At 63.0% G+C, this 26076-nt stretch carries 27 protein-coding genes; 13 read left to right on the top strand and 14 right to left on the bottom strand.

The features are described 5' to 3' along the window. Nucleotides 1–5 precede the first annotated feature (5 nt). Nucleotides 6–452, top strand: coding sequence for a cupin domain-containing protein (locus tag CGZ66_RS15130; protein ID WP_095084901.1), 447 nt, complete (start codon nucleotides 6–8; stop codon nucleotides 450–452). On the opposite strand, the gene CGZ66_RS15135 is transcribed toward CGZ66_RS15130, so the two are convergent. Genes CGZ66_RS15135 through CGZ66_RS15145 form a run of 3 tightly spaced genes read right to left on the bottom strand, consistent with a single transcriptional unit; the run spans nucleotide 449 to nucleotide 2850 of the window. Beyond that, entirely contained in the window at nucleotides 449–1123 is a 675-nt protein-coding gene (locus CGZ66_RS15135; protein WP_095084902.1) for a lysoplasmalogenase, read from the bottom strand. The two genes, CGZ66_RS15130 and CGZ66_RS15135, sit on opposite strands and share 4 nt — an antisense overlap. Then, a complete protein-coding gene (gene yddG / locus CGZ66_RS15140; protein ID WP_095084903.1) occupies nucleotides 1120–2013 on the bottom strand; it encodes an aromatic amino acid exporter YddG in 894 nt (297 codons plus the stop codon). The genes CGZ66_RS15135 and yddG overlap by 4 nt, the downstream gene beginning before the upstream one ends. 48 nt (nucleotides 2014–2061) lie before the next feature. Continuing rightward, nucleotides 2062–2850 (bottom strand): DUF3108 domain-containing protein, encoded by a 789-nt coding sequence (locus CGZ66_RS15145; RefSeq protein WP_095084904.1) that lies wholly within the window; start codon nucleotides 2848–2850, stop codon nucleotides 2062–2064. Between the two features lie 256 nt (nucleotides 2851–3106). Here CGZ66_RS15145 and rpmB point away from each other — a divergent pair, with 256 nt between their 5' ends. From rpmB to CGZ66_RS15160, 3 genes are all read left to right on the top strand, one after another. Beyond that, the gene (rpmB, locus tag CGZ66_RS15150; RefSeq protein ID WP_095084905.1) at nucleotides 3107–3403 is read left to right on the top strand and encodes a 50S ribosomal protein L28; all 297 of its coding nucleotides are present in this window, start codon (nucleotides 3107–3109) and stop codon (nucleotides 3401–3403) included. A gap of 137 nt (nucleotides 3404–3540) precedes the next feature. Continuing rightward, nucleotides 3541–4221, top strand: coding sequence for a queuosine precursor transporter (locus CGZ66_RS15155; protein ID WP_095084906.1), 681 nt, complete (start codon nucleotides 3541–3543; stop codon nucleotides 4219–4221). 39 nt (nucleotides 4222–4260) lie between these two features. Further along, nucleotides 4261–4941, top strand: coding sequence for a spermidine synthase (locus tag CGZ66_RS15160; RefSeq protein WP_095084907.1), 681 nt, complete (start codon nucleotides 4261–4263; stop codon nucleotides 4939–4941). A 24-nt stretch (nucleotides 4942–4965) separates the two neighbouring features. Here CGZ66_RS15160 and CGZ66_RS15165 read toward each other — a convergent pair whose 3' ends face one another. The 6 genes from CGZ66_RS15165 to CGZ66_RS15190 all read right to left on the bottom strand — a co-directional run bounded on the left by CGZ66_RS15165 (nucleotide 4966) and on the right by CGZ66_RS15190 (nucleotide 10664). Then, entirely contained in the window at nucleotides 4966–5451 is a 486-nt protein-coding gene (locus tag CGZ66_RS15165; RefSeq protein WP_095084908.1) for an SRPBCC family protein, read from the bottom strand. After that, the gene (locus tag CGZ66_RS15170) at nucleotides 5448–5816 is read right to left on the bottom strand and encodes an ArsR/SmtB family transcription factor (protein ID WP_095084909.1); all 369 of its coding nucleotides are present in this window, start codon (nucleotides 5814–5816) and stop codon (nucleotides 5448–5450) included. Before CGZ66_RS15170 ends, CGZ66_RS15165 begins: the two co-directional genes overlap by 4 nt. A 173-nt stretch (nucleotides 5817–5989) precedes the next feature. After that, entirely contained in the window at nucleotides 5990–7018 is a 1029-nt protein-coding gene (locus CGZ66_RS15175; protein WP_095084910.1) for an esterase-like activity of phytase family protein, read from the bottom strand. Further along, on the bottom strand, nucleotides 7015–8913 hold the full coding sequence (gene cobT / locus CGZ66_RS15180; RefSeq protein WP_095084911.1) for a cobaltochelatase subunit CobT: 1899 nt from the start codon (nucleotides 8911–8913) through the stop codon (nucleotides 7015–7017). The genes CGZ66_RS15175 and cobT overlap by 4 nt, the downstream gene beginning before the upstream one ends. 11 nt (nucleotides 8914–8924) lie before the next feature. After that, nucleotides 8925–9911, bottom strand: a complete 987-nt coding sequence (cobS, locus tag CGZ66_RS15185; protein WP_095084912.1) for a cobaltochelatase subunit CobS — start codon at nucleotides 9909–9911, stop codon at nucleotides 8925–8927. 123 nt (nucleotides 9912–10034) lie between these two features. Further along, nucleotides 10035–10664, bottom strand: a complete 630-nt coding sequence (locus tag CGZ66_RS15190; protein ID WP_095084913.1) for a J domain-containing protein — start codon at nucleotides 10662–10664, stop codon at nucleotides 10035–10037. A gap of 180 nt (nucleotides 10665–10844) precedes the next feature. Between CGZ66_RS15190 and CGZ66_RS15195 the strand changes: the two genes are divergently transcribed. Continuing rightward, nucleotides 10845–11147 carry a BolA family protein gene (locus CGZ66_RS15195; RefSeq protein ID WP_095084914.1) on the top strand — a complete coding sequence of 101 codons (303 nt, stop codon included), beginning with the start codon at nucleotides 10845–10847 and terminating at the stop codon, nucleotides 11145–11147. 22 nt (nucleotides 11148–11169) lie between these two features. Here the strand turns inward: CGZ66_RS15195 and CGZ66_RS15200 are convergent, their stop codons facing one another. Then, nucleotides 11170–12723 (bottom strand): acetolactate synthase large subunit, encoded by a 1554-nt coding sequence (locus CGZ66_RS15200; protein ID WP_095084915.1) that lies wholly within the window; start codon nucleotides 12721–12723, stop codon nucleotides 11170–11172. Between the two features lie 133 nt (nucleotides 12724–12856). Then, nucleotides 12857–13663: an alpha/beta hydrolase gene (locus CGZ66_RS15205; RefSeq protein WP_095085023.1), complete on the bottom strand. Its 807-nt coding sequence runs from the start codon at nucleotides 13661–13663 to the stop codon at nucleotides 12857–12859. Between the two features lie 452 nt (nucleotides 13664–14115). Between CGZ66_RS15205 and CGZ66_RS15210 the strand changes: the two genes are divergently transcribed. Genes CGZ66_RS15210 through CGZ66_RS15220 form a run of 3 tightly spaced genes read left to right on the top strand, consistent with a single transcriptional unit; the run spans nucleotide 14116 to nucleotide 18946 of the window. Next, complete coding sequence (locus tag CGZ66_RS15210) at nucleotides 14116–16065, top strand: PrkA family serine protein kinase (protein ID WP_095084916.1); 1950 nt, start codon at nucleotides 14116–14118, stop codon at nucleotides 16063–16065. Nucleotides 16066–16082: 17 nt separating this feature from the next. Then, nucleotides 16083–17396 (top strand): YeaH/YhbH family protein, encoded by a 1314-nt coding sequence (locus CGZ66_RS15215; protein ID WP_095084917.1) that lies wholly within the window; start codon nucleotides 16083–16085, stop codon nucleotides 17394–17396. 8 nt (nucleotides 17397–17404) lie between these two features. Then, nucleotides 17405–18946, top strand: coding sequence for a SpoVR family protein (locus CGZ66_RS15220; RefSeq protein ID WP_095084918.1), 1542 nt, complete (start codon nucleotides 17405–17407; stop codon nucleotides 18944–18946). 218 nt (nucleotides 18947–19164) lie between these two features. Here CGZ66_RS15220 and CGZ66_RS15225 read toward each other — a convergent pair whose 3' ends face one another. Genes CGZ66_RS15225 through CGZ66_RS15235 form a run of 3 tightly spaced genes read right to left on the bottom strand, consistent with a single transcriptional unit; the run spans nucleotide 19165 to nucleotide 21850 of the window. After that, nucleotides 19165–20061: an HlyC/CorC family transporter gene (locus tag CGZ66_RS15225; RefSeq protein WP_095084919.1), complete on the bottom strand. Its 897-nt coding sequence runs from the start codon at nucleotides 20059–20061 to the stop codon at nucleotides 19165–19167. Continuing rightward, the gene (gene aroB, locus CGZ66_RS15230) at nucleotides 20058–21242 is read right to left on the bottom strand and encodes a 3-dehydroquinate synthase (protein ID WP_095084920.1); all 1185 of its coding nucleotides are present in this window, start codon (nucleotides 21240–21242) and stop codon (nucleotides 20058–20060) included. Before aroB ends, CGZ66_RS15225 begins: the two co-directional genes overlap by 4 nt. Next, the gene (locus CGZ66_RS15235) at nucleotides 21239–21850 is read right to left on the bottom strand and encodes a shikimate kinase (protein ID WP_095085024.1); all 612 of its coding nucleotides are present in this window, start codon (nucleotides 21848–21850) and stop codon (nucleotides 21239–21241) included. The genes aroB and CGZ66_RS15235 overlap by 4 nt, the downstream gene beginning before the upstream one ends. 210 nt (nucleotides 21851–22060) lie before the next feature. On the opposite strand from CGZ66_RS15235, the gene CGZ66_RS15240 reads away from it, so the two are divergent. The 5 genes from CGZ66_RS15240 (at nucleotide 22061) to CGZ66_RS15260 (ending at nucleotide 26076) form a co-directional block, all read left to right on the top strand. Then, nucleotides 22061–22213 carry a histidine kinase gene (locus tag CGZ66_RS15240; protein ID WP_095084921.1) on the top strand — a complete coding sequence of 51 codons (153 nt, stop codon included), beginning with the start codon at nucleotides 22061–22063 and terminating at the stop codon, nucleotides 22211–22213. Between the two features lie 35 nt (nucleotides 22214–22248). Then, nucleotides 22249–23184, top strand: a complete 936-nt coding sequence (locus CGZ66_RS15245) for a site-specific tyrosine recombinase XerD (RefSeq protein WP_095084922.1) — start codon at nucleotides 22249–22251, stop codon at nucleotides 23182–23184. A gap of 99 nt (nucleotides 23185–23283) precedes the next feature. Further along, nucleotides 23284–24234, top strand: a complete 951-nt coding sequence (locus tag CGZ66_RS15250) for an acetyl-CoA carboxylase carboxyltransferase subunit alpha (RefSeq protein ID WP_095084923.1) — start codon at nucleotides 23284–23286, stop codon at nucleotides 24232–24234. 218 nt (nucleotides 24235–24452) lie between these two features. Further along, nucleotides 24453–25763, top strand: coding sequence for a L,D-transpeptidase family protein (locus CGZ66_RS15255; protein ID WP_095085025.1), 1311 nt, complete (start codon nucleotides 24453–24455; stop codon nucleotides 25761–25763). Between the two features lie 55 nt (nucleotides 25764–25818). After that, nucleotides 25819–26076, top strand: a complete 258-nt coding sequence (locus CGZ66_RS15260; RefSeq protein ID WP_095084924.1) for a sulfurtransferase TusA family protein — start codon at nucleotides 25819–25821, stop codon at nucleotides 26074–26076.

Genomic DNA, 26076 nt, shown 5'->3' on the forward strand with positions numbered 1-26076 from the left:
AACCCATGACCAGCGCCGCCGAAATCATCGCGATCCTCGGCCTGAAGCCGCATCCGGAAGGCGGCTGGTATGCGGAGACCTTTCGCGACGGCGCCGGCGGCGCGCGCGGCCATTCGACCGCGATATATTTCCTTTTGGAGCAGCACCAGGTTTCGGCCTGGCACCGGGTCAAGGACGCCACCGAGGTCTGGCATTTCCACGCCGGCGCCCCGCTGGCGCTGTCGATGAGTGAGGAGGATGGCGCCGTGTTCGAGCAGGTACTTGGCATCGATCTGGCGGCGGGCGAGCGGCCGCAGATCGTCGTGCCGGCAGGCTGGTGGCAATCGGCGCGCAGCCTGGGCGAATGGACCCTGGTCGGCTGCACCGTCGCACCGGGCTTTGAGTTTGCCACCTTCGAGCTGGCCGAGCCCGGCTGGCAGCCGAAACAACCCCAACTCAGCAAGAACCCCTAGCTCAGCAGGAATCCTAGGGTGATCGCCAGTTGGGCGGCGTAGTAGAGACCCCAGACGGCCAAACGCATCCAGACGCGGTGCGGCGAGATGGCGGCCACCAGGAATTTTTCAGCGGCGAGCAGCCCGTCCGATGCCATGAACAACAGCGCGCCGCCGACAATCGAGACGCTGCCTGTCGTCAGCGCCGAAACGCCCATGGCGAGGATGGCCGCGATATAGACGACGATCGGAACGCGCAGGCCCGGACCGACACGCCGCCAGAGCGCCGCCAGCATGACGATCGCGAACACCGCCATTGCCAGCGCGATCGCCCCGCGCCACGACTCGGCGCCAAGCAACTCCAGGCCGCCGCCACTGCGCAGGAACAACGCGACATAGACGATGTGCGCGACGAGAAAACTGACCAGCCCGCCGAGAAAGGCCCTTTCGCCGTCGCGCGATAGGAAGGCATCGCCAGCGGCGCTGAGCGCAAGGGCGATGACCAGCAGCAGCGGGCCGCCTTGCAGCGCCGCCAGCACGGCAAGCATCGCCACGGCGAGTGTCTTTGCCGCCGAGCGGGCGAGCGTCGGCGGCATGCCTGATATGAAGGCGTAGATCACCGCCGCCACCAGCGAAAAGATCAACGTCGCATTGGCATTGGCGTCGATGCCACCTGCAAACGGCATCGTCATGCCTTGGCTCCGCTTTCGGTCACGACCGGCTTGCGCAGGAACAGCGATTTTGCCGCCATCGCCGCCCCGCCGGTGATGAGCACGCAGGCGGCGAGGATGCGCAGCGACGGCTCGGCGACGCCGGCCGCGATCAGCACCAGCGTCGACAACAGCGGCGCCGCATAGCTTGCCGCGCCGAGCACCTGGATGTTGCCGCGCTTGACGCCGATATCCCAGGCGTAGAAGGCCGCGCCGACCGGCATCAGGCCGAGCCCGAGCACGGCCAGCCACTGGCCGGCACCGTTCGGCAGCACGGTTTGTTCCAGCGCCAGGTGGCAAGCGAGCGACAGCACCGCGGTGGCGGCGCAGAACCAGGTGACGATGCTGGTCGGCACCGACGGGAAGCGCCGCGACAAAAGCGAATAGGACGACCACAGCACCGCACAGACGGCGGCCATGGCATAGCCGAAGGCGAAGCGGGCATCGAAGGCGAGGCCGCCGCCCTTGGTGACGATCAGCACGGTGCCGGCAAGGCCAAGCAGCGCGCCGACGACATGGTTCCAGGCCAGGCGCTCGCCCGGCATCAGCGCCGAACCCAGCACGATCAGCAGCGGCCACAGATAGGCGATCAGGCTCGCCTCCACCGCCGGCGCATTGCGCAGCGCGGTGAAGTAGAAGAAGTGGTAGCCGAACAGCCCGGCAATGCCGATCAGCCAAACCTGCGGCGGTATCTTCTGGCTCTTGTCGGGGGCCGGCATGACCAGCCGCGCGACAAGCCCGACCCCGGTGCCGATCGAAAACGTGATTGCCGACAGCAGGAACGGCGGCACCTGGCCGGAGGCATCCGTAAGCAGCGCCAGCAGCGCCCACATGGCGACCGCCGAAAAGCCGATGAGTGTAGCGCGCCCCATTCTGTCTCCAGTGGTGCGCCCCATTCTGTCCGCAGTGGCGCGCCTGACCTATTGTACCGCTTCGAAACGCCTGGCGCTGATGGTCAACGTGCCGATCTGCGTTCCAACCGTGGCGTGGATCGGCGCATATACGCCGGTTTGGCCGAGCGGCGCAAACGTCACCATCATGCGACTGCGGTCCTTCAGGTAGTTGAGCGCCTTGCGGCCCTTGCGGTACCCCGCCACAGGATCGAAGCCCATCCGGCAGGTGATGGTATCGCCCTTGTAACCCGGCACCGAGATCGTGCCTTTCGACGCGTAGGTCAGCGTCAGATCGGCGCGCATCTCGCCATCATAGAATTTCACCGTGCGGCCGCAGACCTGGTCGAGGCTGTCGGCGTGGATGACGGTGGCGGCCATCGGATCGAGCACCGATGCCAGGTCGCCGGTGCCAATCGGCACCCAGCTCTTGGGATCGCGCTTGTCCGGCGCCGGGATGACCTGCGTCGAGGTGACCGTGCCATTGGCAAAGCGGATATCGACCACCGATGCCTTCTTGCCCGAGGTGTAATCGGCACGGAACGCCTGCGGCACCATCTTCTTGCCCGAGATCGTGCCCTTGGACGAGACCGTGCCCTGGGTATCGTCGAACAGCTTGGCGAGACCGGCAGCTCTGACGCTGCCTTCGATCGCGTAGGCACCGTTCTCATAGTGGCTGGAAAACGTTGATTTCGCTATCGAAAGACCAAGGAACGACACGATGTACTCGCCCTTGAACGACTGCGGCGAGGCAGCTGTGGCGGCGGACGGCAAGGCGATGGCGAGCAGGGCAGCAAGGGCGTGAGAGGAACGAGGCATGGCGGCATCGGGTCCTTGATTCTTGGCCGGAGGCGGGCAACTCCGGGCTGGCATGTCCCTGTCAGACCGCTTATAGGATGAATTCCGGCCTTAGTATGAAATGCCGGGCGCGTCCGTGGGCATGCCGGAGCTTGACGCACCGGTGAAATGCAACTATGGAACGCCAACTTTTTCCATAAGGCCGCCTGACCAGAACCGCGCGCCACCCGGCGTGGGCATAAAGGTTTGGCAGACCCGAGAACTGAAGGTTAGAACTATGTCCCGCACCTGCGAACTCACTGCCAAGGCAGTCATGTCCGGCAACAATGTGAGCCACGCCAACAACAAGACCAAGCGTCGCTTCCTGCCGAACCTCGTCAATGTGACGCTGATCTCGGAAGCGCTGAACCAGAACGTGCGCCTGCGCATTTCCGCCAACGCCCTGCGTTCGGTCGAACATCGCGGCGGTCTGGATGCCTTCCTGGCCAAGGCCGACATCAAGGAACTGTCGCAGCGCGCGCGTCTGTTGAAGAAGCAGATCGCCAAGAAGCTTGCCGATCAGCCTGCTGCCTAACATCGTTTAAAGGCGGGGGACGACCGCCTTGGGCATCGGATCCAAGCCTTTCAACGTGGCTTCCGATGCTCAAACAAAGCGAGCGTGATCCGGTTTCGGAATAACGCTCCGCTGGTTCCATTACCCAGGATAAAAAAATGAGTTCCTTCTCGCGATACCTGCCCTTCGTGGCCGCCATGGCGCTCGTCGTCGTGGCATCGAACATTCTCGTGCAGTTCCCGATGCAGGGGCAGATTGGCGGCTTGTCGCTGGCCGACCTTTTGACCTGGGGCGCCTTCACCTATCCCTTCTCGTTCCTGGTCACCGATCTGGCCAACCGCCGCTATGGGCCTGCCGTGGCGCGCAGGATCGTCTTTGTCGGCTTCATGACGGCCGTCATCTGCTCGATCCTCGTCCCGCCCTTCCTGTTCCGCCACGGCCTGATCGAATTCGAGACCGCGGCCGACCGGCTGGTGCGCATCGCCGCGGCGTCAGGTGCTGCGTTCCTCTGCGCGCAATTGCTTGACGTCACCGTGTTCAACCGGCTGCGCCGGCAAAGCTGGTGGCGGGCGCCGATCGTCGGCACGCTGGTCGGCTCGGTGTTCGACACCGCCGTGTTCTTTACCGTCGCTTTCTCTGCCGCTTTCGCCTTTGCTGGTCCGAACGACAGTTTCGCGCTCGAAACCGCACCGCTGATGGGTGTGTTCCATGTCGACGCTATGCGCTGGATCTCCTGGGCGCTCGGCGACCTCAGTGTGAAGCTGATCATCGCCATTGTGGCGCTCATCCCCTACCGGCTGCTCGCCGCCCGCTGGAGCCAGCCGGCTGTCGCGGTCTAGGCCTTTCGGATAAGATCACGCCAAACAGAAAGAAAGCCCGTGATCCCCTGGGTCCAGCTCGATTCGGCAAAGACCCCAGACGGCCAGCAAGAGCTTCGCCTCAAGCGGCGCGGTTCCGAATTCTCGATCATGCTCGGCACCAATGAGCTGATGAACAGCCGCCTCAGCGGCTCCGAGCAAGCGCTGGCAAAACTGTCTTGCCAAAGGATTGCCGACCATCGGCGGCCGAGAATGCTGATCGGCGGGCTCGGCATGGGTTTTACCTTGCGCGCCGCCCTCGCCGAACTCGGCAATGATGCCAGCATCGTCGTTGCGGAGCTGGTGCCGACGGTCGTCGCCTGGGCACGCGGCCCGATGGGCGAGGTGTTTGGCGGCTGCCTTGACGATCCGCGCGTCACTGTCGAGGAAACCGACGTCGGCCAGTTGATACGGTCTGAGCCGGCAGCCTGGGACGCCATCCTGCTCGATGTCGACAACGGCCCGCAAGGCATCGTCCACAAATCCAACGACGCGCTTTACAGCCTGCAGGGGCTGGGAGCCGCGCGCACCGCCCTCAAGCCGGGCGGTGTCCTGGCGGTATGGTCGCAAGGTCCCGACGGCGGCTTCACCCGGCGGCTGAAGCAGGCAGGCTTTGCGGTCGAGGAGATCAATACGCGCGCCAACGGCAAGCGTGGCGCCCGCCATATCATCTGGATGGCAACCAACGGCCCACGATCCTGAGCGAGAGCCGGGCCGCGGTCCGGTCTACTTCGACTTCTGGAGTTCCGCGGCAAGGGCTTCCAACAGCGCGCGTGTCCCCTCTTCCCGCCCTTTCGCGGAATCGACACCGTCGAAAAACGCGCCCTGCTCGGTATAGGTCAGCCGCGTGCCACTGCCCGAGGGGGTCAGCTCGACGGTGGTGAGGGATGCCGACATTGGCTGGGGCCCGATCGCCATCCTGTAGGAGAACACAATGCGCTGGTCGACAACGATGTCCTGGAACTGCGCGTCGAGCCTGATCTCCGGACCGCCGGCATAGCTGAATCGCGACACCTCGCCACCGCCGACGCGGAAGTCGAAGCTGAATTCGGCGATGGCAAAACCATCGCCATCGATCCGCCAGCGCCGCACCGTCGCCTTGTTGGCGAAGGCATGGAAGACTCGGGCCGGCGATTGCGGATAGGTCCGCTCGATGGTGAACGTGGAGTGGATGACGGAATGCTCGTCTTTCACGGGGGCGATCTGGTTCATGTCTGTTCGTCCTTTTCCTGATCTTGAACTTTCGGGGGCGATTGATCTGTCTCGGCCAGGATCTGGCCAAGACGGTCGAGGTGACGTTCCGCCGGTATGCGGCGTTCAGCAATCCAGTCGGCGAGCGGGGCAAGCCCGCCCGGTTCGATCCGGCAGGTGCGCACCCGTCCGATCTTTTCGCTGCGGATCAGCCCGCAGGCTTCCAGCACCTGCAGATGTTGCAGCACGGCGGCGAACGTCATGCCGAACGGCTCCGCCAGCTGGCTGACGGTGGCTGGTCCGCGGCTCAATTTTTCCAGGATCTGGCGGCGGGTGGGCTCGACCAGAGCCCGCAAGATGCTGTCGATCTCGGAATAGTTAAGCATGGACTTGAGTATTGCGGCGGCGTCATCAATTGTCAAGTCTAGACTAAAGTATTTTGAGGCGCGACCGCGCGGCTGGAAAACCGTTCAATGTCAATGACTTGGCAGGGCAAATGCGGAGCGGGTCAGTCGCGTCATCGAAAATTAATGGCGACTGTCAGCTTGTGAGGCGTTGCTCAATCCTGATGGAGAATAAATTCCAGATAGAGATTGCGCTGCAGGATCGAGTGGTTGTCGTCGGAGACCAGCGACACCATCAGCGCGCCGTCGTCGCGGGTCCAGACGTCGAGCCCTTCCATATTGTCGATCTGGTAGCCCATGTCGGCCTCCAGCAGCACCGGCCCGTCGGCGACGGCGCCCTTCTCGACGCTTTCGCCATAAATGCGCCGCAGCCGCATCTTGACGCCGCGGGCCATCGAGAAGCTGCGCTCCAGCAACAGCAGGTCGCCATCCGGCAGGAAGGCGCCGTCGGTGATGTCGAAGTCGCCGTTGCGCTTGACGGTAAACACGCCCTTGTGCGGCCCTTCGATGATGGCGGCATAGATGTTGCCGGCCTTGTCGAGGCTCTTTTCGGAGACCACCACCAGCCCGCCCTCATGCTGGCCGTTGGCATTGGCGTGGGTGACGGTCTCGAAACCGCGGTTCTGGCGCAGTTCCCGGGCCGGCACCAGGAAATCCAGCTGCTTGAACGGCGCCTTCATATCGTCGGGGTCGATCTTGAACTGGGCGACGTGATGGCTGCGCTCGAAGCCGACAGTGGCGATGCCGTCCTTGACGGCGAGGCCTTCGGCGTCGACCTCCCACTTCTCGTCGATCGCCCGCCCCGCTTCGTCGACCATCTGCTGGATGCGGAAATTCTGGATGCCGGACGGTCGCTTGTCGGCGTCGCGGACCACCGTTCCGAAGAACCAGAAGCCTGTGTCGGCGACGCCGATGAAATCGCTGCCGCCTTTGAGAAAGCGGAAGGCCGACAGCGCCCCGAAATCGCGTGTCGCCGAGGTCAGTTCCAGCCCACCGACAAATTCGAATGGGCCGAACTGTTTGTCGGCGCGGCCGATTTGGAATTCGGTGATCGGGCGGGCCGAGATTTCGACTGATTCAACTGAGGTCGAGTCGGGCGAACCGGCCAGCACCGGAGCCGCGCCGGCAAATAGGGCGATGGCGGCGAAAAGCGTTTGCTGGAAGCCGCCGCGCGAAAAGATCATCCGGCGCGCCGCATGCCGCCGCGCCGCGTGTCGCGGGCGCTTTCCTCGGCGAACAGCGAGGCCAGTTGCTCGGTCATGGCGCCGGCCAGTTCCTCGGCGTCGACGATGGTGACGGCGCGCCTGTAATAGCGGGTGACGTCATGGCCGATGCCGATGGCCAGCAACTCCACAGGCGAGCGCGTCTCGATCAGTTCGATGACGGCGCGCAGATGGCGCTCGAGATAATTGCCCGGATTGACCGACAGCGTCGAATCGTCGACCGGCGCGCCGTCCGAGATCATCATCAGGATCTTGCGCTGTTCAGGCCGCGCGATCAGCCGGTTGTGCGCCCACAGCAGCGCCTCGCCGTCGATGTTTTCCTTGAGCAGGCCCTCGCGCATCATCAGGCCGAGATTGCGCCGTGCCCGCCGCCACGGATGATCGGCGGATTTGTAGATGATATGGCGCAGGTCGTTGAGCCGGCCGGGGTTCGGCGGCTTGCCGTCCTTGAGCCACTTCTCGCGCGCCTGGCCGCCTTTCCAGGCCCGGGTGGTAAAGCCGAGGATCTCGACCGAGACGCCGCAGCGTTCCAGCGTGCGCGCCAGGATGTCGGCGCAGGTGGCGGCGACCGTGATCGGCCGGCCGCGCATCGAGCCGGAATTGTCGAGCACCAGCGTCACCACCGTGTCGCGGAACTTGGTGTCGCGTTCCTGCTTGAAGGACAATGGCTGCATCGGGTCGATGACGACGCGCACCAAGCGCGCCGGGTCGAGGTAGCCTTCTTCCAGGTCGAAATCCCACGACCGGTTCTGCTGCGCCATCAGCCGCCGCTGCAGCCGGTTGGCCAGCCGCCCGACGACGCCGGACAGATTGGCAAGCTGCTTGTCGAGGAAGGCGCGCAGCCGGTCGAGCTCTTCCTCTTCGCAAAGCTCCTCGGCGCCGACCGTCTCGTCGAAAGCGGTGGTGAAGACCTTGTAGTCGATTTCCTTCGGCAGATTGGTGAAGGGATTGTCGTTGCGGCGCGCCTCGCCGGGCGTCTCGGCATCCGCATCGTCATCGTCGGACAGGTCGTCGGCGGTGGCGTCGGAGGCTTCGGTCTCGGCGGATTGCTCGTCATCGGCGGACGCCTCGGCATCCTCGGACTGTGACTGCTCGGAGCCGGAATCCTCTTCGCCGCCCTCCTCGCTCTGTTCCTCGCCTTGCGGCTGGTTGTCGTCATTGTCCTCGGAGTCTTCGGTCTCCTGGTCGTCGCCGAGTTCCTCGGCCATTTCCATGGAGGCGAGCATCTCGCGCACGACGCGGGCGAAGGCCTGCTGGTCGTCGAGCTTGGCCGAGAGACCGTCGAGATCGGCGCTGGCCTTCTCCTCGACCCAGGGCCGCCACAGCTCGACCAGGCGCTCGCCGCTCTTCGGGATCGGACGGCCGGTCAGCTTCTCGCGCACCATCAGCGCCAGCGCTTCCTCGATCGGCGCGTCGGCTTTGTCCTTGACGTCGACGAGGTTGGCCTTGGCGTATTTGTCCTCCAGCATCGAGCCGATATTGTCGGCGACGCCTTGCATGGCGCGGCTGCCGATCGCCTCGACGCGGGCCTGCTCGACCGCGTCGTAGACGGCGCGGGCCTGTTTGCCCTCCGGCGCCAGCTTGGTGTGGATCCGCACGTCATGGCAGGCGCGCTTCAGCGCCATGGAATCGCCGAGGCCTCGAGTGATGGCGATGTCGGCCTTGGACGCCTTCTTCGGCAGTTCGGGCAGCCGGGCGCGGCTGCCGGCAAGTGCCGGCCTATCCTTGGCGAAGCCGACTTCAAGCTCCTTGTCGCCGGCGATGGCGCGCATGCAGACAGTGACGGCACGCTTGAAGCTGTCGGCTTCAGACCCCGTCTTCGACTTGTTGCGCGTATTGTCGCCCGGACCCGCCATCGAGACTCTGCTTAGCCCAGCACCACATTGGCAGCTGATTCCGGCAAATCCTCGCCGAAGGCGCGCTGGTAGAACTCGGCAACCACCGAACGCTCCAGCTCATCGCACTTGTTGAGGAAGGTCAGCCGGAACGCCATGCCGATATTGCCGAATATCTCGGCATTCTCGGCCCAGGTGATGACCGTACGCGGGCTCATCACGGTCGACAGATCGCCATTGATGAAGGCCGAGCGCGTCATGTCGGCGACGCGCACCATCTTGTTGACGATGTCCTTGCCCTTGCCGTCGCGATAGTGCTTGGCCTTGGCCAGCACGATGTTCACTTCATTGTCGTGCGGCAGGTAGTTCAGCGTGGTGACGATCGACCAGCGGTCCATCTGCGCCTGGTTGATCTGCTGGGTGCCGTGATAGAGGCCGGTGGTGTCGCCCAGGCCCACCGTGTTGGCGGTCGAGAACAGCCGGAAGGCTGGATGCGGACGGATGACCCGGCTCTGGTCGAGCAGCGTCAGCCGGCCCGACGATTCCAGCACGCGCTGGATGACGAACATCACGTCCGGACGGCCGGCGTCATACTCGTCGAAGCAGAGCGCGACATTGTGCTGGTAGGCCCAGGGCAGGATGCCGTCGCGGAATTCGGTGATCTGCAAGCCGTCCTTGACGACGATCGCGTCCTTGCCGACGAGATCGATACGGCTGACATGGCTGTCGAGGTTGACGCGCACGCATGGCCAGTTGAGGCGGGCGGCGACCTGTTCGATATGGGTCGACTTGCCGGTTCCGTGATAGCCCGACACCATGACGCGGCGGTTGTAGGCAAAGCCTGCAAGGATCGCCATCGTTGTGTTCTTGTCGAACAGATAGTCCGGGTCGATGTCGGGTACATGCTCGCTGGTCACCGAATAGGCCGGCACCACCATCTTGGACTCGAACCCGAATTTCTCCTTCACCGACACCGTCGTGTCGGGCAGGTTGGCGATGTCGCGATCGACCTTGTTCATATCTCTCAACGTCTCCACGGGCGAAAAGCCTGATTTCGCCGGCAATCGATTTTGTCCGGGGGCGGTCTTAGAGCCTTTTCCAACCTTATGAAAGTTGGAAAACGACACGAACCGTATGGTCGCTCAGCACAGGCCCGCCTGTTTGAGCACGCGATAGGCCTGCAGCACATCGCGGAACCGGTCTTCCGAACCTCGGTCGCCACCATTCGCATCCGGATGGTGACGCTTCACCAGTTCCTTATAGCGCGCCTTGATCTCCTTGCCAGTCGCCTTTGTATCAAGGCCAAGCGTTTCCAGCGCCTTGGCCTCAAGCGGCTTGGCCCTGCGCTCGCGTGCCTCGCGCGGATCCTTTGGCCCCTTGAACAGGTCGAACGGGTCGCGCATGCGATTATAGTAGCCGGCGCGGCCTGAGCGCATCTGGGCCACATCCGGCGACGAACGCGTCGAGGCGCCGTTGACGCCCATCTTCCAGGTCGGCCGGTGGCCGGTCATGGCTTCCTTCTGGAAGCGCGCGACCTCGGTGTCCGGCACGCCGGAGAAATAGTTGAAGCCCTTGTTGTACTCGCGCACATGGTCGAAGCAGAAGCGGAAATACTCGCCCTCCTTCATGCGCCCGACCGGCGCACGATGGGTGCCCGCTTCCTTGCAGCCGTCCCACTGGCAGATCGGCGAGTGCGACTTCAGCTCCGCATCCTTCTCCGGGCGGATGCGAATCTTCTCGAAATATTTGGGATACGGCTTCATCTCACCCATTTATGGGGCGTTCGCAAATGCGAAACAAGAATTGACATTTTCGCGATGATCGCCCTAACCGCTGAATCGCGGCATAAAGCAGGCGAATGGCGGATTTTGTTGCGCAGCAGCGGCTTTTGCGAGCCCGATTTTGGTTTTGCCGGCTGCTGCGCCAGCCATATGTGGTGAAGGGAGACGGCGATGTCCATACAGGCGACGATGGAAGACAAGCTCAACAAGGCCTTTTCGCCGGACCGGCTGGTCATCATCAACGAAAGCCATCTCCATGCCGGCCATCACCATCATGGCTCCGACCATCACGGCGCCTATGACGGCACCGGCGAGACGCATTTTCGCGTCCGCGTCGTCTCTTCGGCCTTTGCCGGGATGAGCCGCATCGACCGCCACCGCGCCGTCAATGAATTGCTTGCCGATGAACTGAAGGCCGGCGTGCATGCGCTGGCGATCGAACCGGCGGCTCCCGGCGAAAAGACCCGCTGGTAGGTCGGTTCCGCCTTCGCTGTGCTCAGAGCACCGCTTCGATGAGGAACGGTCCGCGCCGTGACAAGGCGCTCTCCAGCAGCGCATCGAACCGCTCGCAGGTATCGGCGCGAGCCGCCTCCACGCCCATGCCTTTGGCCAGGCAAACCCAGTCCAGCGACGGCTGGTCGAGGTCGAGCATGCGCCTGGCGTTCTCGCCGATCGCGCCGACACCGACATTGCGCATCTCGCCATGCAGGATCGCATAGGTCCGGTTGGAAAAGACGATCGTCACCACGTCGAGATTTTCCCTGGCCTGCGTCCACAGCCCCTGCACCGTGTACATTCCGCTGCCGTCAGCCTCCAGATTGATCACCTTGCGGTCGGGACAGGCGATCGCCGCCCCGGTTGCAAGCGGAATGCCTCCACCGATCGATCCGCCTGTGGTCATCATGTAGTCATGCGGGGCGGCAAAGGCCGACAGCGCAAAGAAACGCCGTGCCGAGGTCACCGCCTCATCGCAGACGATCGCATCGGCCGGCAGCTTGCGCGCCACCGACAGCGCGATCGCATCCTCCGTGAGTTTGCCGCTCGGCGTTGCCTCGTCGGGAAAGGCGGTTGCGAACACCGTCTGTTGCGACGGCTTGATGCCGAGTTCGTCGCGAAGCGCTTCCAGCGCCGCATTGAGATCCTCGCCATGCGCGGCCAGCGTCAGCACCTGGCAGCCTTCCAGAACAAGCCGCCCCGGCTTTCCCGGATAGGCGAAGAAGGCCACCGGCTCCCGCGCGCCGACCAGCACCAGAACATCGATATCCCTGAGCAGTGCCGTCGCCGCATCGATCGGATAGGGGATGCGGGTCGGCGCGACACGCCCGCGCCCGCGCTGCATCCGGGCGACCAGCACGTCGCTGAACACGCGGACATCGCTGCCCGTCGAGATCTGCCCGGCGACAGCAAGCGCATCGGCTCTTGCCGCCTGTCCGCGAACGATGATGCCCGCCCGACCCGGAGCGGCACGGATGGCTGCGGCGACCGTGCGGACGGCGTCCATGTCGACGGCGGGCGGCGGCGCCAGCGTCGCCTTGCCGACTGAGGCTGCGCCAACTTCGCCCCAGGCGGCATCCGCGGGCAGGATCAGGGTGGTTACGCCGGGAGGCGTCAGCGAGGCGCGGAAGGCGGCCTCGGTCGCCGGCGCGACATCGTCTGGGCCGGCGATGCGGCGCACCCAGTTCGACATCGGCTTGGCAAGGCTCTCGATATCGCTGGTCAGCGGGGCATCGAGCGGCAGATGGTAGGCTGCATGGTCGCCGACAATGTTGATCATCGGGCTCAGCGCGCGCCGCGCATTGTGCATGTTGGCCAGGCCGTTGGCCAAACCCGGACCGGTATGCAGCAGCGTCGCGGCCGGCCGATCGGTCATCCGCGCATAGCCGTCGGCGGCACCGGTCACCACGCCCTCGAACAGGCCGAGCACGCAACGCATCTGAGGTTTCCGGTCGAGCGCTGCGACGAAATGCATTTCGGATGTGCCGGGGTTGGCGAAGCAGACCGTCACATCATTGGCCAGAAGCACATCACACAGGACATCGGCGCCGTTCATGGAATTCTCTCCCGCTTGACGATCGAAGAGAGCAGTTGCACCGGCAAACGCTCGCGCAGCAATATCCCGTCGGCACTTTTGATCTGATCCAGTCCCTCTGATGCCTGTGCCTCGTCGGGGTCGGGGTCGGGGGTCAGCTGACGGTCGATTTCAGGAATGCCAGCGCGGCGGCGGTCAGCGCGTCGCCATCCTCGCCGAAATCGCGATTGATCGACATGTGCGTATAGGCACTGCCGTCGAACACAGTGACCTTGGTGCCGGTCGCCCGCAGGCGCGCGGCGAAGGCCTTCGAGGCCTCGCCACGGCCCACGGCGCTTGAATAGGCGATGAAGGTCGGCGGATGCTTGTGGCCGTCGACATAGCTGGCGGGCGACAGCGCGGCCCATTGCGTGGGGTCGGAAAAGACGCGGGCATAGGCCCGGACCATGCCGCCATTGCTGGAAAGCGCCGCAAGATCATAGGCCCTGGTATCGTCGAGGATGAGTGCCGCGACGCCAGGCAGGCCACCGCGCATGCCGGTCAGCGCAATCAGATGGCAGCCGGCCGAGTGGCCCATGCCGACAATGCGATCGGGATCGCCGCCATGCTGCGCGATGTTGGCGCGCACATAGGCATAGGCCTTTTCGACGTCGCCGGCCTGGGTGGCGACGTCGGCCTCGGGCAACATGCGATAGTCGATGGAGACGAAGCAGAACCCATTGGCGAGCAGGAAGGCCGGCTTGGCGTTGACCTGGCTGCGTTTGCCGAACTGCCAGGTACCGCCATGGACGAAAAAGACGACCGGCAGGCCGGTTGCACCGTCAGGCGCATAGATATCGAGCTTGGCCGGCCCGTAGTCGAAGGTTTTTGGCGCGGGTTGGCGCGGGCGCCGCGCAGCCGATGCTCCCAATGGCAGCATCGCCACCACGGAGGTCAGAATGAGGCTTCGTCGATCGATCATCATGGTCTCCCGACCGTGTAGGCCAACAGTGCCCGCAGGCGCAGCGAGCGTCCAGTTAAGGATTGGTAACACCCGAGTGGTCTGGGTCGGCGAGCTATCATCGATCCGAATCTCGAATGGCACTCGAGTTTTTGGGGCTCATCCGCTGTAGAGGGGCCGGATCCACCGGCTTTGCCGAATTCGCTTCGGGTCGCAAATGTCGCAGCATTGGGCCGTATCAAATGCACTGTCTTGCAGTTCAGCTCACGAAATCAATATCTGCCCCTTGACGGTCTCATCTGGCCATCACCACCTAAGTATTTGGCAAGCATTTTTGCCACATGGGTGGTGTCCCGGGTTTCAATGCCAGATGCACGCGCTCTCCTTCGTGTGAAGGGAACCACAATGCATTCCGGCAGTTGAATACATGATGAGCCGGCAGGCGGCCAAAACGGCTCTGAGGGCAGAGTATCATGCGCGAGAATCAATCCGACGTCTTCGACCTGTTTTCGGAGATTTATGCGAACGCGGCTCAGGAAGAAATCAGCCTCCAGCAATATCTCCTTGCCTGCCGAGAGGACAGATCGATGTATGCCTCGGCACCTGAACGGATGGTCGAGGCTATCGGCGAGCCGAACCTGGTTGACACCAGCAAGGACGAACGGCTCGGTCGCATTTTCTCGAACCGCACCGTTAAGATCTATCCCTCCTTCTCCGATTTCTACGGAATGGAGGACACGATCGAACGCATTGCTGGCTATTTTCGCTACGCTTCCCAGGGGCTCGAGGAGCGCAAGCAGATCCTTTATCTCCTGGGCCCGGTTGGCGGCGGCAAATCCTCGCTTGCCGAACGGCTGAAGAAATTGATGGAGCAGCGCCCGATCTACACGCTGAAGGTCGGCAACCAGGTCAGCCCGGTTTTCGAATCGCCGCTTGGCCTCTTCCATCCCGATCGCATGGGCGACCTGCTGCAGGATAAATACGGCATAGCCCGACGCCGGCTGAACGGGCTCATCTCGCCATGGGCGGCCAAGCGCCTTGACGAACTCTCCGGCGACATTTCCAAGTTCAGCGTGGTCAAGCTGATGCCTTCGCGGTTGCGCCAGATCGGCATCGCCAAGACCGAGCCCGGCGACGAGAACAATCAGGACGTCTCGGCCCTGGTCGGCAAGGTCGACATCCGGCTATTGGAAAATTTCAGCCAGTCCGATCCGGACGCCTATTCCTACAGCGGCGGACTGAACCGGACCACCCAGGGCCTGCTTGAATTCGTGGAAATGTTCAAGGCGCCCATCAAGGTCCTGCATCCGCTGCTGACCGCCACCCAGGAGGGCAGCTACAACGGCACCGAAAATTTCGGCGCCTTTCCCTACCAGGGGATCATCGTGGCCCATTCCAACGAGTCGGAGTGGCAGCAGTTCAAGAACAACAAGAACAATGAGGCCTTTCTCGACCGCATCCTCGTGGTCAAGGTGCCTTATTGTCTGCGGATCACCGAAGAGAGGCAGATCTACGAAAAGCTGCTGCGGGAGAGCGAATTGGCCGCCAGCCCGTGCGCGCCCGAGGTGCTGGACATTCTCAGCCGGTTCACCGTCTCGACCCGCCTGGCCGAGCATGACAATTCGCCGCTCTACACCAAGATGCGTGCCTATGACGGCGAGAACCTGAAGGACGTCGACCCCAAGGCGAAGTCGGTTCAGGAATATCGCGATGCCGCCGGGGTCGATGAGGGCATGAGGGGCGTCAGCACGCGCTTCGCCTTCAAGATCCTGTCGCAGACCTTCAACTACGACACCAAGGAAGTGGCTGCCGATCCTGTGCACCTGATGTACATTCTGGAGGAGGCGATCAAGCGAGAGCAGTTTCCCAAGGAATCGGAAGCAGCCTATCTCGATTTCATCAAGTCGGAGATCGCCACGCGGTATGCCGAGTTCATCGGCCACGAGATCCAGAAAGCCTATCTCGAATCCTATAGCGAATATGGCCAGAACCTTTTCGACCGTTACATCGCCTATGCCGATGCCTGGATCGAGGATCAGGACTACAAGGACCCCGACACCGGCCAGATCTTGAAACGCGAGGTTTTGGAAAACGAATTGTCGCAGGTCGAAAAGCCGGCCGGCATCGCCAATCCCAAGGACTTCCGCAACGAGGTGGTGAAGTTCACGCTGCGTGCGCGCGCAAGGAACCACGACCGCAACCCGTCATGGACGAGTTATGAAAAGCTCCGCGAGGTCATCGAGAAGCGGATGTTCGGTCAGGTCGAGGACCTCTTGCCGGTGATCAGCTTCGGCTCCAAGCAAGACAGCGTTACGGAAAAACGGCACAACGAATTCGTTCAACGCATGGTCGAGCGCGGCTACACCCAGCGGCAGGTGCGTCGCCTGGTGGACTGGTACATGCGGGTGAACAAGGCGGGCTGAGGGAGCCCGATGGGTCCATGCCGATCTTCATCGACCGTCGCCTGAATCCGAAGGACAAGAGCCTCGGCAATCGCCAGCGCTTCCTCAAGCGTGCCCGCGAGGAACTGAAGCGGAGCATACGCGATCAGATCCGCGCTGGCAGGATCGCCGACGCGGACGCCGAGCACACCGTGCCCATGCCCGAAAGAGGCACAGGCGAGCCGAGCTTCAACAACGCCCGCAACAGCGGCAGGCGCCAGCACATCCTGCCGGGTAACAAGCATTTCTCCCCTGGAGACCTGATCCCCAAGCCTGGCCAGGGCGGCGGCGGGGGAGCGTCGTCCCCGGGAAACACGGCGTCTGAAGACGACTTTCGTTTCGTGCTGTCACGCGAAGAGGTGCTCGATCTTTTTTTCGAGGATCTCGAACTTCCGGACATGGTCAAGCTCAATCTCAAGGAAATCCTTGCCTTCAAACCGCGCCGGGCTGGTTTCGCCGCTACCGGTTCACCGACCAACATCAATGTTGGGCGCACGATGCGCAACAGCCATGGCCGCCGCATTGCGCTGAGGCGTCCCAAGCAGGCGGAACTGGACGCGGTCCTCCGGGAAATCGCTACGCTTGAGTTGGTGCCATCCGGCGCAGCGGCAAGCCAGCGCATTGCGGCATTGCGCGAGGATCTCGACCGGCTGGAACGCCGCCGCCGGCGAATTGCCTATGTCGATCCGGTCGACATCCGCTTCAACCGCTTCGATCCCCAGCCTGTGCCGAACGCCAACGCCGTCATGTTCTGCCTGATGGATGTGTCCGGCTCGATGGGAGAGCGCGAAAAGGATCTGGCCAAGCGCTTCTTCGTGCTGCTGCACCTGTTCTTGAAACGGCGCTACGACCGCATCGAGATCGTCTTCATCCGCCACACGCACTTGGCACAGGAGGTCGATGAGGACACATTCTTCTACAACACGCAAAGCGGCGGCACTGTCGTTTCCACCGCGCTGGAGGAAATGCATCGCATTATTGAAGAACGTTACCCGGCCCGCGAATGGAACATCTATGCCGCCCAGGCCTCGGACGGCGACAATTTCGCCGGCGATTCCGAGCGATGCAAAGCCTTGCTCAACGGCAAGCTCATGCGGCTGTGCCAGTATTTTGCCTATGTGGAGATCATCGACGAGCGTGAGGCCCATATCTTCCGCACAACCGAAAACGGGACATCGCTATGGCGTGCCTACAGCGAAATCGACGTGAGATGGCCGAACTTTCAGATGAGCCGCATCGCCACGCCCGCCGATATCTACCCCGTTTTTCGCCAGCTCTTCGGCAGACAGCTGGCTCCCCTTAAGAGAGCGTGAAGGGTACGATGGCCAGACAAGCCAGTAAATCCAGCCTGCTTTTTTCAGGGTCCGACTGGGATTTCAAGACATTGTCGCGGGCCTATGACGCGATCGAGGCAATCGCGGTCGAAGAGCTTCATCTCGATACCTACCCCGTGCAGATGGAGATCATCTCCTCCCAACAGATGCTCGACGCCTATTCGTCGGTCGGCATGCCGCTGATGTACCGTCACTGGTCTTTCGGCAAACATTTCCTCTACCAGGATCTGCTCTATCGCAAAGGCGCGCGAGGGCTTGCCTATGAACTGGTCATCAATTCCAATCCCTGCATCGTCTATCTGATGGAGGAAAACACCATGGCCCTGCAGGCCTTGGTGACGGCCCATGCTGCGCTCGGGCACAATCATTTCTTCAAGAACAATCAGCTGTTCAAGCAGTGGACGGACGCCGGGGCTATCCTCGGCTACCTGGACTTCGCCAAAGGCTACATTGCCCGTTGCGAGGAGCGGCACGGCCTCACCGCCGTCGAGGCTGTTCTTGATTCCGCCCATGCGCTGATGGCGCAGGGCGTGTTCCGCTATCACCGGCCGCCGAAGCTGTCGTCGGAGCGGCAGCGCGAAGGGCTTCGCGAGCGCCTCGAATACGAGGAGCGCTCGTACAACGATTTGTGGCGCACGCTGCCGCCTTCTCAGCAAAGGGTCAGCGATAAGGAGCAAGAGCCGGAGCGGAAGAAATCGCTCAACCTGCCCGAGGAAAACCTGCTTTATTTCCTGGAAAAGAACAGCCTGGTCCTGGAGCCTTGGCAGCGGGAGATCATCCGGATCGTTCGTGTCATAGCACAGTATTTTTATCCGCAGGGGCAGACACAGGTGATGAACGAGGGCTGCGCCACTTTCGTGCACTATACGCTGATGAACATGCTGTTCGATCGCGGCCTGATCAGCGAAGGCGCCATGCTCGAAATCCTGCGCAATCATTCCAACGTGGTCTTCCAGCCGGCGTTCGACGATCCGCGCTTTTCCGGCATCAACCCCTACGCTCTCGGCCTCGACATGATGCAGGACATCCAGCGTATGTCGACAGAGCCGACGGCCGAGGACCGGGACTGGTTTCCAGACATTGCCGGCCGCGGCAACTGGCGCGAGATCCTGCTCGACGCCTGGGCGGATCACCGCGACGAATCCTTTATCCGCCAGTACCTCAGTCCGACTTTGATCCGAAAATGGCGGTTCTTTGTGCTCGGCGACGTTGCCGACCAACCGCATTGCCAGGTCGCCTCGATTCACAACGAGCGCGGCTATGCCAAGATACGCGCCGCGCTCGCTCACAGCTACGACGTTGGCGCGAAGCGACCGGACATCCAGGTGGTGGATGTCGATCTGCTCGGCGACCGGCATTTGCGACTGCAGCACAAGGTCAATGACGGCGTCCTTCTCGAGGATGCCAGCCGGGACGCCACGCTTCGTCACATCCGCAGGCTTTGGGGTTATGAGGTCAGCTTGGCCGCCGTCGACGCTGAAACGGGGGCAACGATCCACGAACGCTCGACGAGCCAGATCACAGAATGAAGCTGCGCAGTTGCGCTGGTTCTCATGGCGTCAAGAAGTGCGCGCCGGTCTTGGGCGACATGCATCAAAACAGGGGCTTGAAGCACGTCGCCTGAATTCGATCAACGCGACACGCCCTAGAGCAATTCCAGGAAAAGTGTGAAACTGTTTTCCGTCCGGAATTGCGTCGAAACAAAGAGTTAGAGCCGTTCGCCGTTTCCGTGAAACGATGAATTGCTCTAAGCGTCGCCGGCTGGCCGTATTCTCAGCCGGGCGATGCGGTTCTTGTCGCGCTTCATCACGACGAAGCGTTTGCCATGGAAAGTAAACGCCTGTTTTTCCTCGGGGATAGACTGCGTCTCGTGGATGACGAGACCGGCAATGGTGGTGGCCTCCTCATCCGGCAGGTTCCAGTCGAGCGCCCGGTTCAGGTCGCGGATCGGCACCGTGCCGTCGACGACGACGGAACCGTCGGCCTCCTGCTTGACGCCCTGGATGTCGACGTCGTGCTCGTCGGCGATCTCGCCGACGATCTCCTCGATGATGTCCTCCAGCGTCACCAGCCCTTCGACCTCGCCATATTCGTCGACGACAACGGCGAAATGCGCCTTGCGGCGCAGGAAGGCATTGAGCTGTTCCTGCAAGGTCGTGGTGTCGGGCACGAACCAGGGTTTCGAGGCGATCTTCATCACGTCGATCTTGGAAAAGTCGTTGCCGACATCGTTGAGCGCCCGCAGCAGGTCCTTGGCGTGCAGAACGCCGACAATGTTGTCGAGCGAGCCTTTCCACAGCGGCATGCGGGTGTGCGGGCTCTGCAGGATCTCGCGCACCACCGCCTCCGGCGCATTGTCGGCATTGACCGAGCGCATGTTGGTACGGTGGACCATGATGTCGGACACTTCGAGCTCGGCGAGATCGAACAGGCCGCCGACGCGATCGCGATCCTCGCGCACCACCTGGCCGTCGCGGCGGAAATCGTCGACCGCGCCGCGCAACTCGGCCTCACTCGAGCGCTGCGGCCCGATGCGCGACAGTTCATAGCCGAAAGCGGCAAGCAGGCGCGTACGCAAGGCAACGGCCAGCAGGACGAGGACGGCAAGGACAGCGACGACGATCCAGCCAGTCTCGTTGGTCATCTCGGCCGGCTCTTCTGCTGGCTCGGCCGCATCTTCTGCTGGCCCGGCCGGCTTTCCTGCTCGCCCGGATGGCTCTCCTTCAGAAACGTCAGCACTTCCGAAGCCGGCACATCCTTGGCGATGAAGGCCTGGCCGATGCCGCGCGTCAGGATGAAGGTCAGCGCGCCGCGCGACACCTTCTTGTCCTGGGCAATGAAGGAAAGCAGCGCCTCGGCATCGGGCAAATCACCCGGAATGTCGGCCATCCGCCACGGCAGCCCGACGGCGCGCAGATGCGCCTCGACGCGTGCCGCATCGTCGGGGCTGGCGAGGTTGAGCCGCGATGAGAACCGATGCGCCAGCGCCATGCCGATGGCGACACCCTCGCCATGGACGAGCCGGGTTCCGTCATACTGGGTGGCGGCTTCCAGCGCGTGGCCGAAAGTGTGGCCGAGATTGAGCAGCGCACGGTCGCCGGTCTCGAACTCGTCGCGGGCAACCACATCGGCCTTGGCGCGGCAGGCCTCGGCAATGGCCTGCGCCCTCTCCGGCCCGCCGGCGAACACTTGGGACCAGTTCTCTTCCAGCCAGGCGAAAAACGCCGGCCGGTCTATGAGCCCGTATTTGGCAAGTTCGGCATAGCCGGCGCGGAATTCGCGGATCGGCAGCGTGTCGAGCACCTCGGTATCGGCCAGCACCAGCTTCGGCTGATGGAAAACACCGACCAGGTTCTTGCCGCGCGCACTGTTGATGCCTGTCTTGCCGCCGACCGAGGAATCGACCTGCGCCAGCAGCGAGGTCGGGATCTGCACGAAATTCATGCCGCGGCGCACGATACCGGCGGCAAAGCCGGCAAGGTCTCCGATGACGCCGCCGCCAAAAGCGATGACGATGTCGCCGCGTTCCAGTCGGGCGGCCAGCACGCCGTCGACCACCTCTTCGAGATGGGTGAAGCTCTTGGTCTTCTCGCCGGGCGGCAGCGTGACGATAGTGGGCTGGATGTCGTTCTTTTCGAGACCCTTTTTCAGTGCATCGAGATGCGCTGCCGCGACATTGGCATCGGTGATGACCGCGGCGCGTGTACCAGGCAGGCGGCGCGAAATCTCCTCACCGGCCCGCGACAGCAGACCGGAGCCGATCAGGATGTCGTAGGCCCGGTCGCCAAGGCCGACTTCGACGGTGACCGGCTGACTTGCGCTCACGATCGCACCTCGTCTGTAGGGACAGTCTCATCAATGCCGAAATGCCGGCAAAGCGCATCCACCACCTCGGCCGCGATGACCTCCTTGCGGTCGTCGCGGGTCGGCACGGTGACGTCCGATGTCGCGTAGACGGGGTAACGCTCCTGCATGAGCCGCTCCAGCACGGCGCGGGGGTCGGCGCTTTTCAGGAGCGGCCGGTTCTGCTTCTTGGAGACGCGCTCCATCAAAAGGTCGAGCTCGGCCTTCAACCACACCGACACGCCATGGCCGGCGATGGCCTCGCGCGTGTGGGCGTTCATGAAGGCGCCGCCGCCAGTCGACAGCACCTGCGGGCCGTTCTCCAGCACGCGCAGGATGACGCGTTGCTCCAGGGCCCTGAACTCGGTCTCGCCATAGCGCTCGAACAGCTCCGGAACGGTCATGCGCGAGACGCTTTCGATCTCCTGGTCGCTGTCGATGAAGGGCAGCGCCAGCATCGCCGCCACCTTGCGGCCGATCGCCGTCTTGCCGGCGCCCATCAACCCGACAAACACGACGGAACGGCTGCCCAGCCGGCCAAGCAGCGCGGCATGGTTCTCCTCTGGAGGATTTGATGGCAGCGCGTTCATCTGATGCTTCGAGTGCCCCCTTTGCCGGCGTATCGACATGAAAAGCCTGTTTTCGTCAAGCGTGGCGAGCAGCCCTGAGCCTGATATGGGCTGGCCGTGCATCATCAGAAGTTGCTAACAAACCTCAGCTTCTTCCTTGAATTGGGCGGATTGGCGTCCCATAAGGGCACAGGGTTTGGAAACGCAGAACAAGAAGACGGGCGAAAATTGATGCCGACACTGTTTCGCTTTGTCGTGATCCTCGCGATTCTGGCCGGCATTGCCTATGGTACGATGTTCGCGCTGGTGATGTTCGTCGAGCCCAGGAAGGCGGAAATGAGCGTGCGCATCCCTCCCGAAAAGCTCAATCCCAAGAAAAGCTGATCGCCGCCAAAGAAAAGCCCGCCCAGAAAACCCGAATGAACAGCGCCGCCCGCATCGAAGCCTTCCTGGAAATGATGAGCGCCGAGCGCGGTGCCGCCGAAAACACGCTGTCCTCCTATCGCCGCGACCTCGAAGACGCTTCGGACGCGATCGATGGCGGGCTTGCCGGTGCCGCCGCCACCGATATCCGCGCCTATCTCGACGATATCGCCGCGCGCGGCTTTGCGCCGACGTCACAGGCGCGCAAATTGTCGGCGATCCGTCAGTTCTTCAAGTTCCTCTACGCCGAGGGTCTTCGCGCGGATGACCCGACCGGCACGCTGGACAGCCCGAAAAAGGGCCGTCCGCTGCCGAAGACGATGAGCGAGGCCGACACCGGCCGGCTGATCGACCGCGCAGCGCTTGAGGCCGGCGATCCCAGGCTCGGCAACGATGCGGCGCCTGGCGACAGCGATTGGCTGGCGGCACTGCGCCTGCATGCGTTGGTCGAGGTGCTCTATGCCACCGGCCTGCGCGTTTCCGAGCTGGTCGGCCTGCCGGTGACGGTGGCGCAGCGCGACGACCGTTTCTTCATGGTGCGCGGCAAGGGTGACAAGGAGCGCATGGTGCCGCTATCGGCCAAGGCGCGCACGGCGATGCGGAGCTGGCTTGCCGCCCGCGCCAAGGTGCCTTCCTTCGCCGACAGTCCGTTTCTGTTTCCGGCCGCCTCGGATAGCGGCTATCTCTCGCGCCAGGTCTTTGCCCGCGACCTGAAAGGGCTGGCGGCAAGGGCCGGCATCGCCTCCGCGAAGATCTCGCCGCATGTGCTGCGCCATGCTTTCGCCAGCCATCTCCTGCAGAACGGCGCCGATCTCAGGGCCGTGCAGCAGTTGCTCGGCCATGCCGACATATCGACGACACAGATTTACACCCATGTGCTGGAAGAGCGGCTGGTACGGCTGGTCAACGATCATCATCCGCTTGCCGACTAGGCCTCATATCGCTATGTGAGGACGACGTTCCACCGCCCGGAGCCTTGGATTTCAGGGTTCCGCCAGTCCTCGCCTTCCGACGTATCGGTCCGCTCACGCATGTACAATTACCTCGATTTCGAAAAGCCGGTGCAGGACCTCGAGGGCAAGATCCTCGAGCTGAAGAAGCTTGCCGAGAGTGGCGAGGCGGTCGATGTCGGCGACGAGATCAGCCGTCTCGAGAAGCGCTCCCGCGACGCGCTGCGCGACGCCTACAAGGCACTGACGCCGTGGCAGAAGGTGCAGGTGGCGCGCCATCCCGACCGGCCGCACTGCGTCGACTACATCAAGGGCCTGTTCAACGATTTCACGCCGCTGGCCGGTGACCGCAATTTTGGCGAGGACCAGGCGATCGTCGGCGGGTTCGCCCGCTTCCGCGGCGAGCCGGTGGCCATCATCGGTCAGGAAAAGGGCTCCGACACGACCAGCCGGCTGAAGCATAATTTCGGCTCGGTGCGGCCGGAAGGCTACCGCAAGGCGGTGCGGCTGATGGAACTCGCGGACCGCTTCAATATCCCGCTGCTGACGCTGGTCGACACCGCTGGCGCCTATCCCGGCGTCGGCGCGGAGGAGCGCGGCCAGGCGGAAGCAATTGCCCGCTCCACCTCGGCCTGCCTTGGCCTGAAAGTGCCGTCGATCTCGGTGGTCATCGGCGAAGGTGGCTCGGGCGGCGCCATCGCGATCGCCACCGCCAACCGCGTCTACATGCTCGAACACGCCATCTATTCGGTGATCTCGCCGGAAGGCGCCGCCTCGATCCTGTGGCGCGACACGACACGATCGAAGGACGCGGCGACCAACATGAAGATCACCGCGCAGGATCTTCTGGAGCTCAAGATCATCGACGCCATCATCCCCGAGCCGCTCGGGGGCGCGCATCGTGGCGCCGAAACCGTGATTGCCGCGACCGGCGACCTCATCGCCAAGACGATGAAGGATTTTTCTGGCGTCAACACCGACTTCCGCGAGCAGCGCCGCGAGAAATATCTGGCAATGGGCCGCAGTCTCTAAACCAAGGCCCTGCCCCGCCCGCCGCAATGTGGCGGCACGGAGCATTTTTGCCACAAAAATGCCGCTGCATTCGGTTCAATGAGACTGCCGCAGGGGGACGCGTCGACACTTGCGGTAAGGAATTTTCAAGGTTAACGGGCTTAGTGTCCGTACACGTTCAGTGCAGAAGCCTTGGCATGAATCGCCTTGGCGCCAGAGAAAAGACGATATCCGCAGCCATGTTCGCCAAGCTTGCCCGTACTGGAATCCTGATCGCTGCCCTCGGCGTTGCCGGCTGCAACGATTCGTCGATGAAGGATTTTGCCCCGGAGGCCAACAAGCCGCTGCCCGACAAGATCCTCGCCGACATGAGGGCCAAGGGCATGGTGCGCACCTCGTCGGTGATGGCCCGCATCTTCAAGGAAGAGGGCAAGCTAGAAATCTGGAAGGCCAAGACCAACGGCCGCTACGACATGGTGGCGAGCTACGACATCTGCAAATGGTCGGGCAAGCTCGGGCCGAAATACACCGAAGGCGACCGCCAGGCGCCGGAAGGCTTCTACACAGTGCGCCCGTCGCAGATGAACCCGCGCTCGAACTACCATCTGTCCTTCAACATCGGCTTTCCCAATGCCTATGACCGGGCCAATGGCCGCACCGGCGCCAATCTGATGGTGCACGGCGCCTGCTCGTCGTCGGGCTGCTATTCGATGACCGATGCGCAGATCGAGCAGATCTATGCCTTTGGCCGCGATGCCTTCCAGGGTGGCCAGACCGAATTCCAGATCCAGGCTTTTCCGTTCCGCATGACCGCCGCTAACATGGCGCGCTACCGCAACGACCCGAACTATGAGTTCTGGAAGATGCTGAAGGTTGGCTACGACAATTTCGAAGTCACCAAGGTGCCGCCGAAGGTCGACGTCTGCGAGAAGCGCTACGTCTTCAACCAGGTCGCCGCCGACGGCCAGACATTTGATCCGACCGGCACCTGCCCGGCGACCACGCAACCGGATTCCTTGAAGAGCGCCTACAACGCCTATCAGAGCACCTATGACGCGGCGTTCAACGGCGCGCTCAAGGCCAGCGCGCCGCCGCCGAAGCCGACCATCGCCGGCGTCAAGGAAGCCAGCATCGTCTCCGACTGGTCCAAGCGCCGGGCGCGCGGCGAGCGTGTGCCGATCGATCCGCCGTCGCTCAACACCGATGGCTCGGTGACCGAGACGGCGCGCATGGGCCGCATCGATTCGCCGGCCGGCCGCAGGATGGCGGCACTCGACGCCGAAAAAGCCGCCAAGCAGAAGGCCGAGGAGCAGAGGCTTGCCGCCATAGAGGCAGCCAGGCAGGCCAAGGAAGCCGCCAAGGCGCAGGCCCTGGCAGAAAAGGAAGCCGCCAAGGCCCAGAAAGAGGCCGCCAAGGAAGCGCCTGTCGCCACCGCCACCATCGCAGCCCCCATGGAGGCCGCGCCTGAAGCTGAAACACAGGCGGCGAGCGCCGACGAGAGCAGGGTCACCAGACTGAAGAACAAGCTGCTCGGCATGTTCGGCGGTTGAGGCTTTCGCCAAATGCATGCCACCCAAAGGTGCGTAGCGGTTTTGGGACAACGACATGCTTGAAAACAAGCTTGCCAAGCCCGCGAGCGTCTACGATCTCAAGGGGCTGAACTGCCCTCTGCCTGTGCTGAAAGCAAAGAAACGGCTGGCCGGAATGCAGCCAGGCAGCCGGCTCTGGCTCGAAACCACCGACCCGCTGGCCGTCATCGACATCCCGGCATTCTGTTCCGACAGCGGCCACCGCCTCGTCGAAACGGCGGCGGTGTCAGGCGGTCATCGTTTTCTGGTCGAGCGCGGCGAGCAGCAATCGTAG

This window comes from Mesorhizobium sophorae (assembly GCF_002270415.1).
Taxonomy (GTDB): Bacteria; Pseudomonadota; Alphaproteobacteria; order Rhizobiales; family Rhizobiaceae; genus Mesorhizobium; species Mesorhizobium sophorae.

Coding starts and splice junctions, on each gene's coding strand:
- CGZ66_RS15255 (WP_095085025.1), top strand. CDS start 24,453: ATGTTCGCCAAGCTTGCCCGTACTGGAATCCTGATCGCTGCCCTCGGC.
- CGZ66_RS15260 (WP_095084924.1), top strand. CDS start 25,819: ATGCTTGAAAACAAGCTTGCCAAGCCCGCGAGCGTCTACGATCTCAAG.
- CGZ66_RS15220 (WP_095084918.1), top strand. CDS start 17,405: ATGGCCAGACAAGCCAGTAAATCCAGCCTGCTTTTTTCAGGGTCCGAC.
- CGZ66_RS15240 (WP_095084921.1), top strand. CDS start 22,061: ATGCCGACACTGTTTCGCTTTGTCGTGATCCTCGCGATTCTGGCCGGC.
- cobS (WP_095084912.1), bottom strand. CDS start 9,911: ATGAACAAGGTCGATCGCGACATCGCCAACCTGCCCGACACGACGGTG.
- CGZ66_RS15200 (WP_095084915.1), bottom strand. CDS start 12,723: ATGAACGGCGCCGATGTCCTGTGTGATGTGCTTCTGGCCAATGATGTG.
- CGZ66_RS15245 (WP_095084922.1), top strand. CDS start 22,249: ATGAACAGCGCCGCCCGCATCGAAGCCTTCCTGGAAATGATGAGCGCC.
- CGZ66_RS15225 (WP_095084919.1), bottom strand. CDS start 20,061: ATGACCAACGAGACTGGCTGGATCGTCGTCGCTGTCCTTGCCGTCCTC.
- CGZ66_RS15210 (WP_095084916.1), top strand. CDS start 14,116: ATGCGCGAGAATCAATCCGACGTCTTCGACCTGTTTTCGGAGATTTAT.
- CGZ66_RS15135 (WP_095084902.1), bottom strand. CDS start 1,123: ATGACGATGCCGTTTGCAGGTGGCATCGACGCCAATGCCAATGCGACG.
- CGZ66_RS15235 (WP_095085024.1), bottom strand. CDS start 21,850: ATGAACGCGCTGCCATCAAATCCTCCAGAGGAGAACCATGCCGCGCTG.
- CGZ66_RS15215 (WP_095084917.1), top strand. CDS start 16,083: ATGCCGATCTTCATCGACCGTCGCCTGAATCCGAAGGACAAGAGCCTC.
- CGZ66_RS15165 (WP_095084908.1), bottom strand. CDS start 5,451: ATGAACCAGATCGCCCCCGTGAAAGACGAGCATTCCGTCATCCACTCC.
- CGZ66_RS15130 (WP_095084901.1), top strand. CDS start 6: ATGACCAGCGCCGCCGAAATCATCGCGATCCTCGGCCTGAAGCCGCAT.
- rpmB (WP_095084905.1), top strand. CDS start 3,107: ATGTCCCGCACCTGCGAACTCACTGCCAAGGCAGTCATGTCCGGCAAC.
- CGZ66_RS15175 (WP_095084910.1), bottom strand. CDS start 7,018: ATGATCTTTTCGCGCGGCGGCTTCCAGCAAACGCTTTTCGCCGCCATC.
- CGZ66_RS15250 (WP_095084923.1), top strand. CDS start 23,284: ATGTACAATTACCTCGATTTCGAAAAGCCGGTGCAGGACCTCGAGGGC.
- CGZ66_RS15190 (WP_095084913.1), bottom strand. CDS start 10,664: ATGGGTGAGATGAAGCCGTATCCCAAATATTTCGAGAAGATTCGCATC.
- cobT (WP_095084911.1), bottom strand. CDS start 8,913: ATGGCGGGTCCGGGCGACAATACGCGCAACAAGTCGAAGACGGGGTCT.
- CGZ66_RS15170 (WP_095084909.1), bottom strand. CDS start 5,816: ATGCTTAACTATTCCGAGATCGACAGCATCTTGCGGGCTCTGGTCGAG.
- CGZ66_RS15195 (WP_095084914.1), top strand. CDS start 10,845: ATGTCCATACAGGCGACGATGGAAGACAAGCTCAACAAGGCCTTTTCG.
- CGZ66_RS15145 (WP_095084904.1), bottom strand. CDS start 2,850: ATGCCTCGTTCCTCTCACGCCCTTGCTGCCCTGCTCGCCATCGCCTTG.
- yddG (WP_095084903.1), bottom strand. CDS start 2,013: ATGGGGCGCGCTACACTCATCGGCTTTTCGGCGGTCGCCATGTGGGCG.
- CGZ66_RS15155 (WP_095084906.1), top strand. CDS start 3,541: ATGAGTTCCTTCTCGCGATACCTGCCCTTCGTGGCCGCCATGGCGCTC.
- CGZ66_RS15205 (WP_095085023.1), bottom strand. CDS start 13,663: ATGATCGATCGACGAAGCCTCATTCTGACCTCCGTGGTGGCGATGCTG.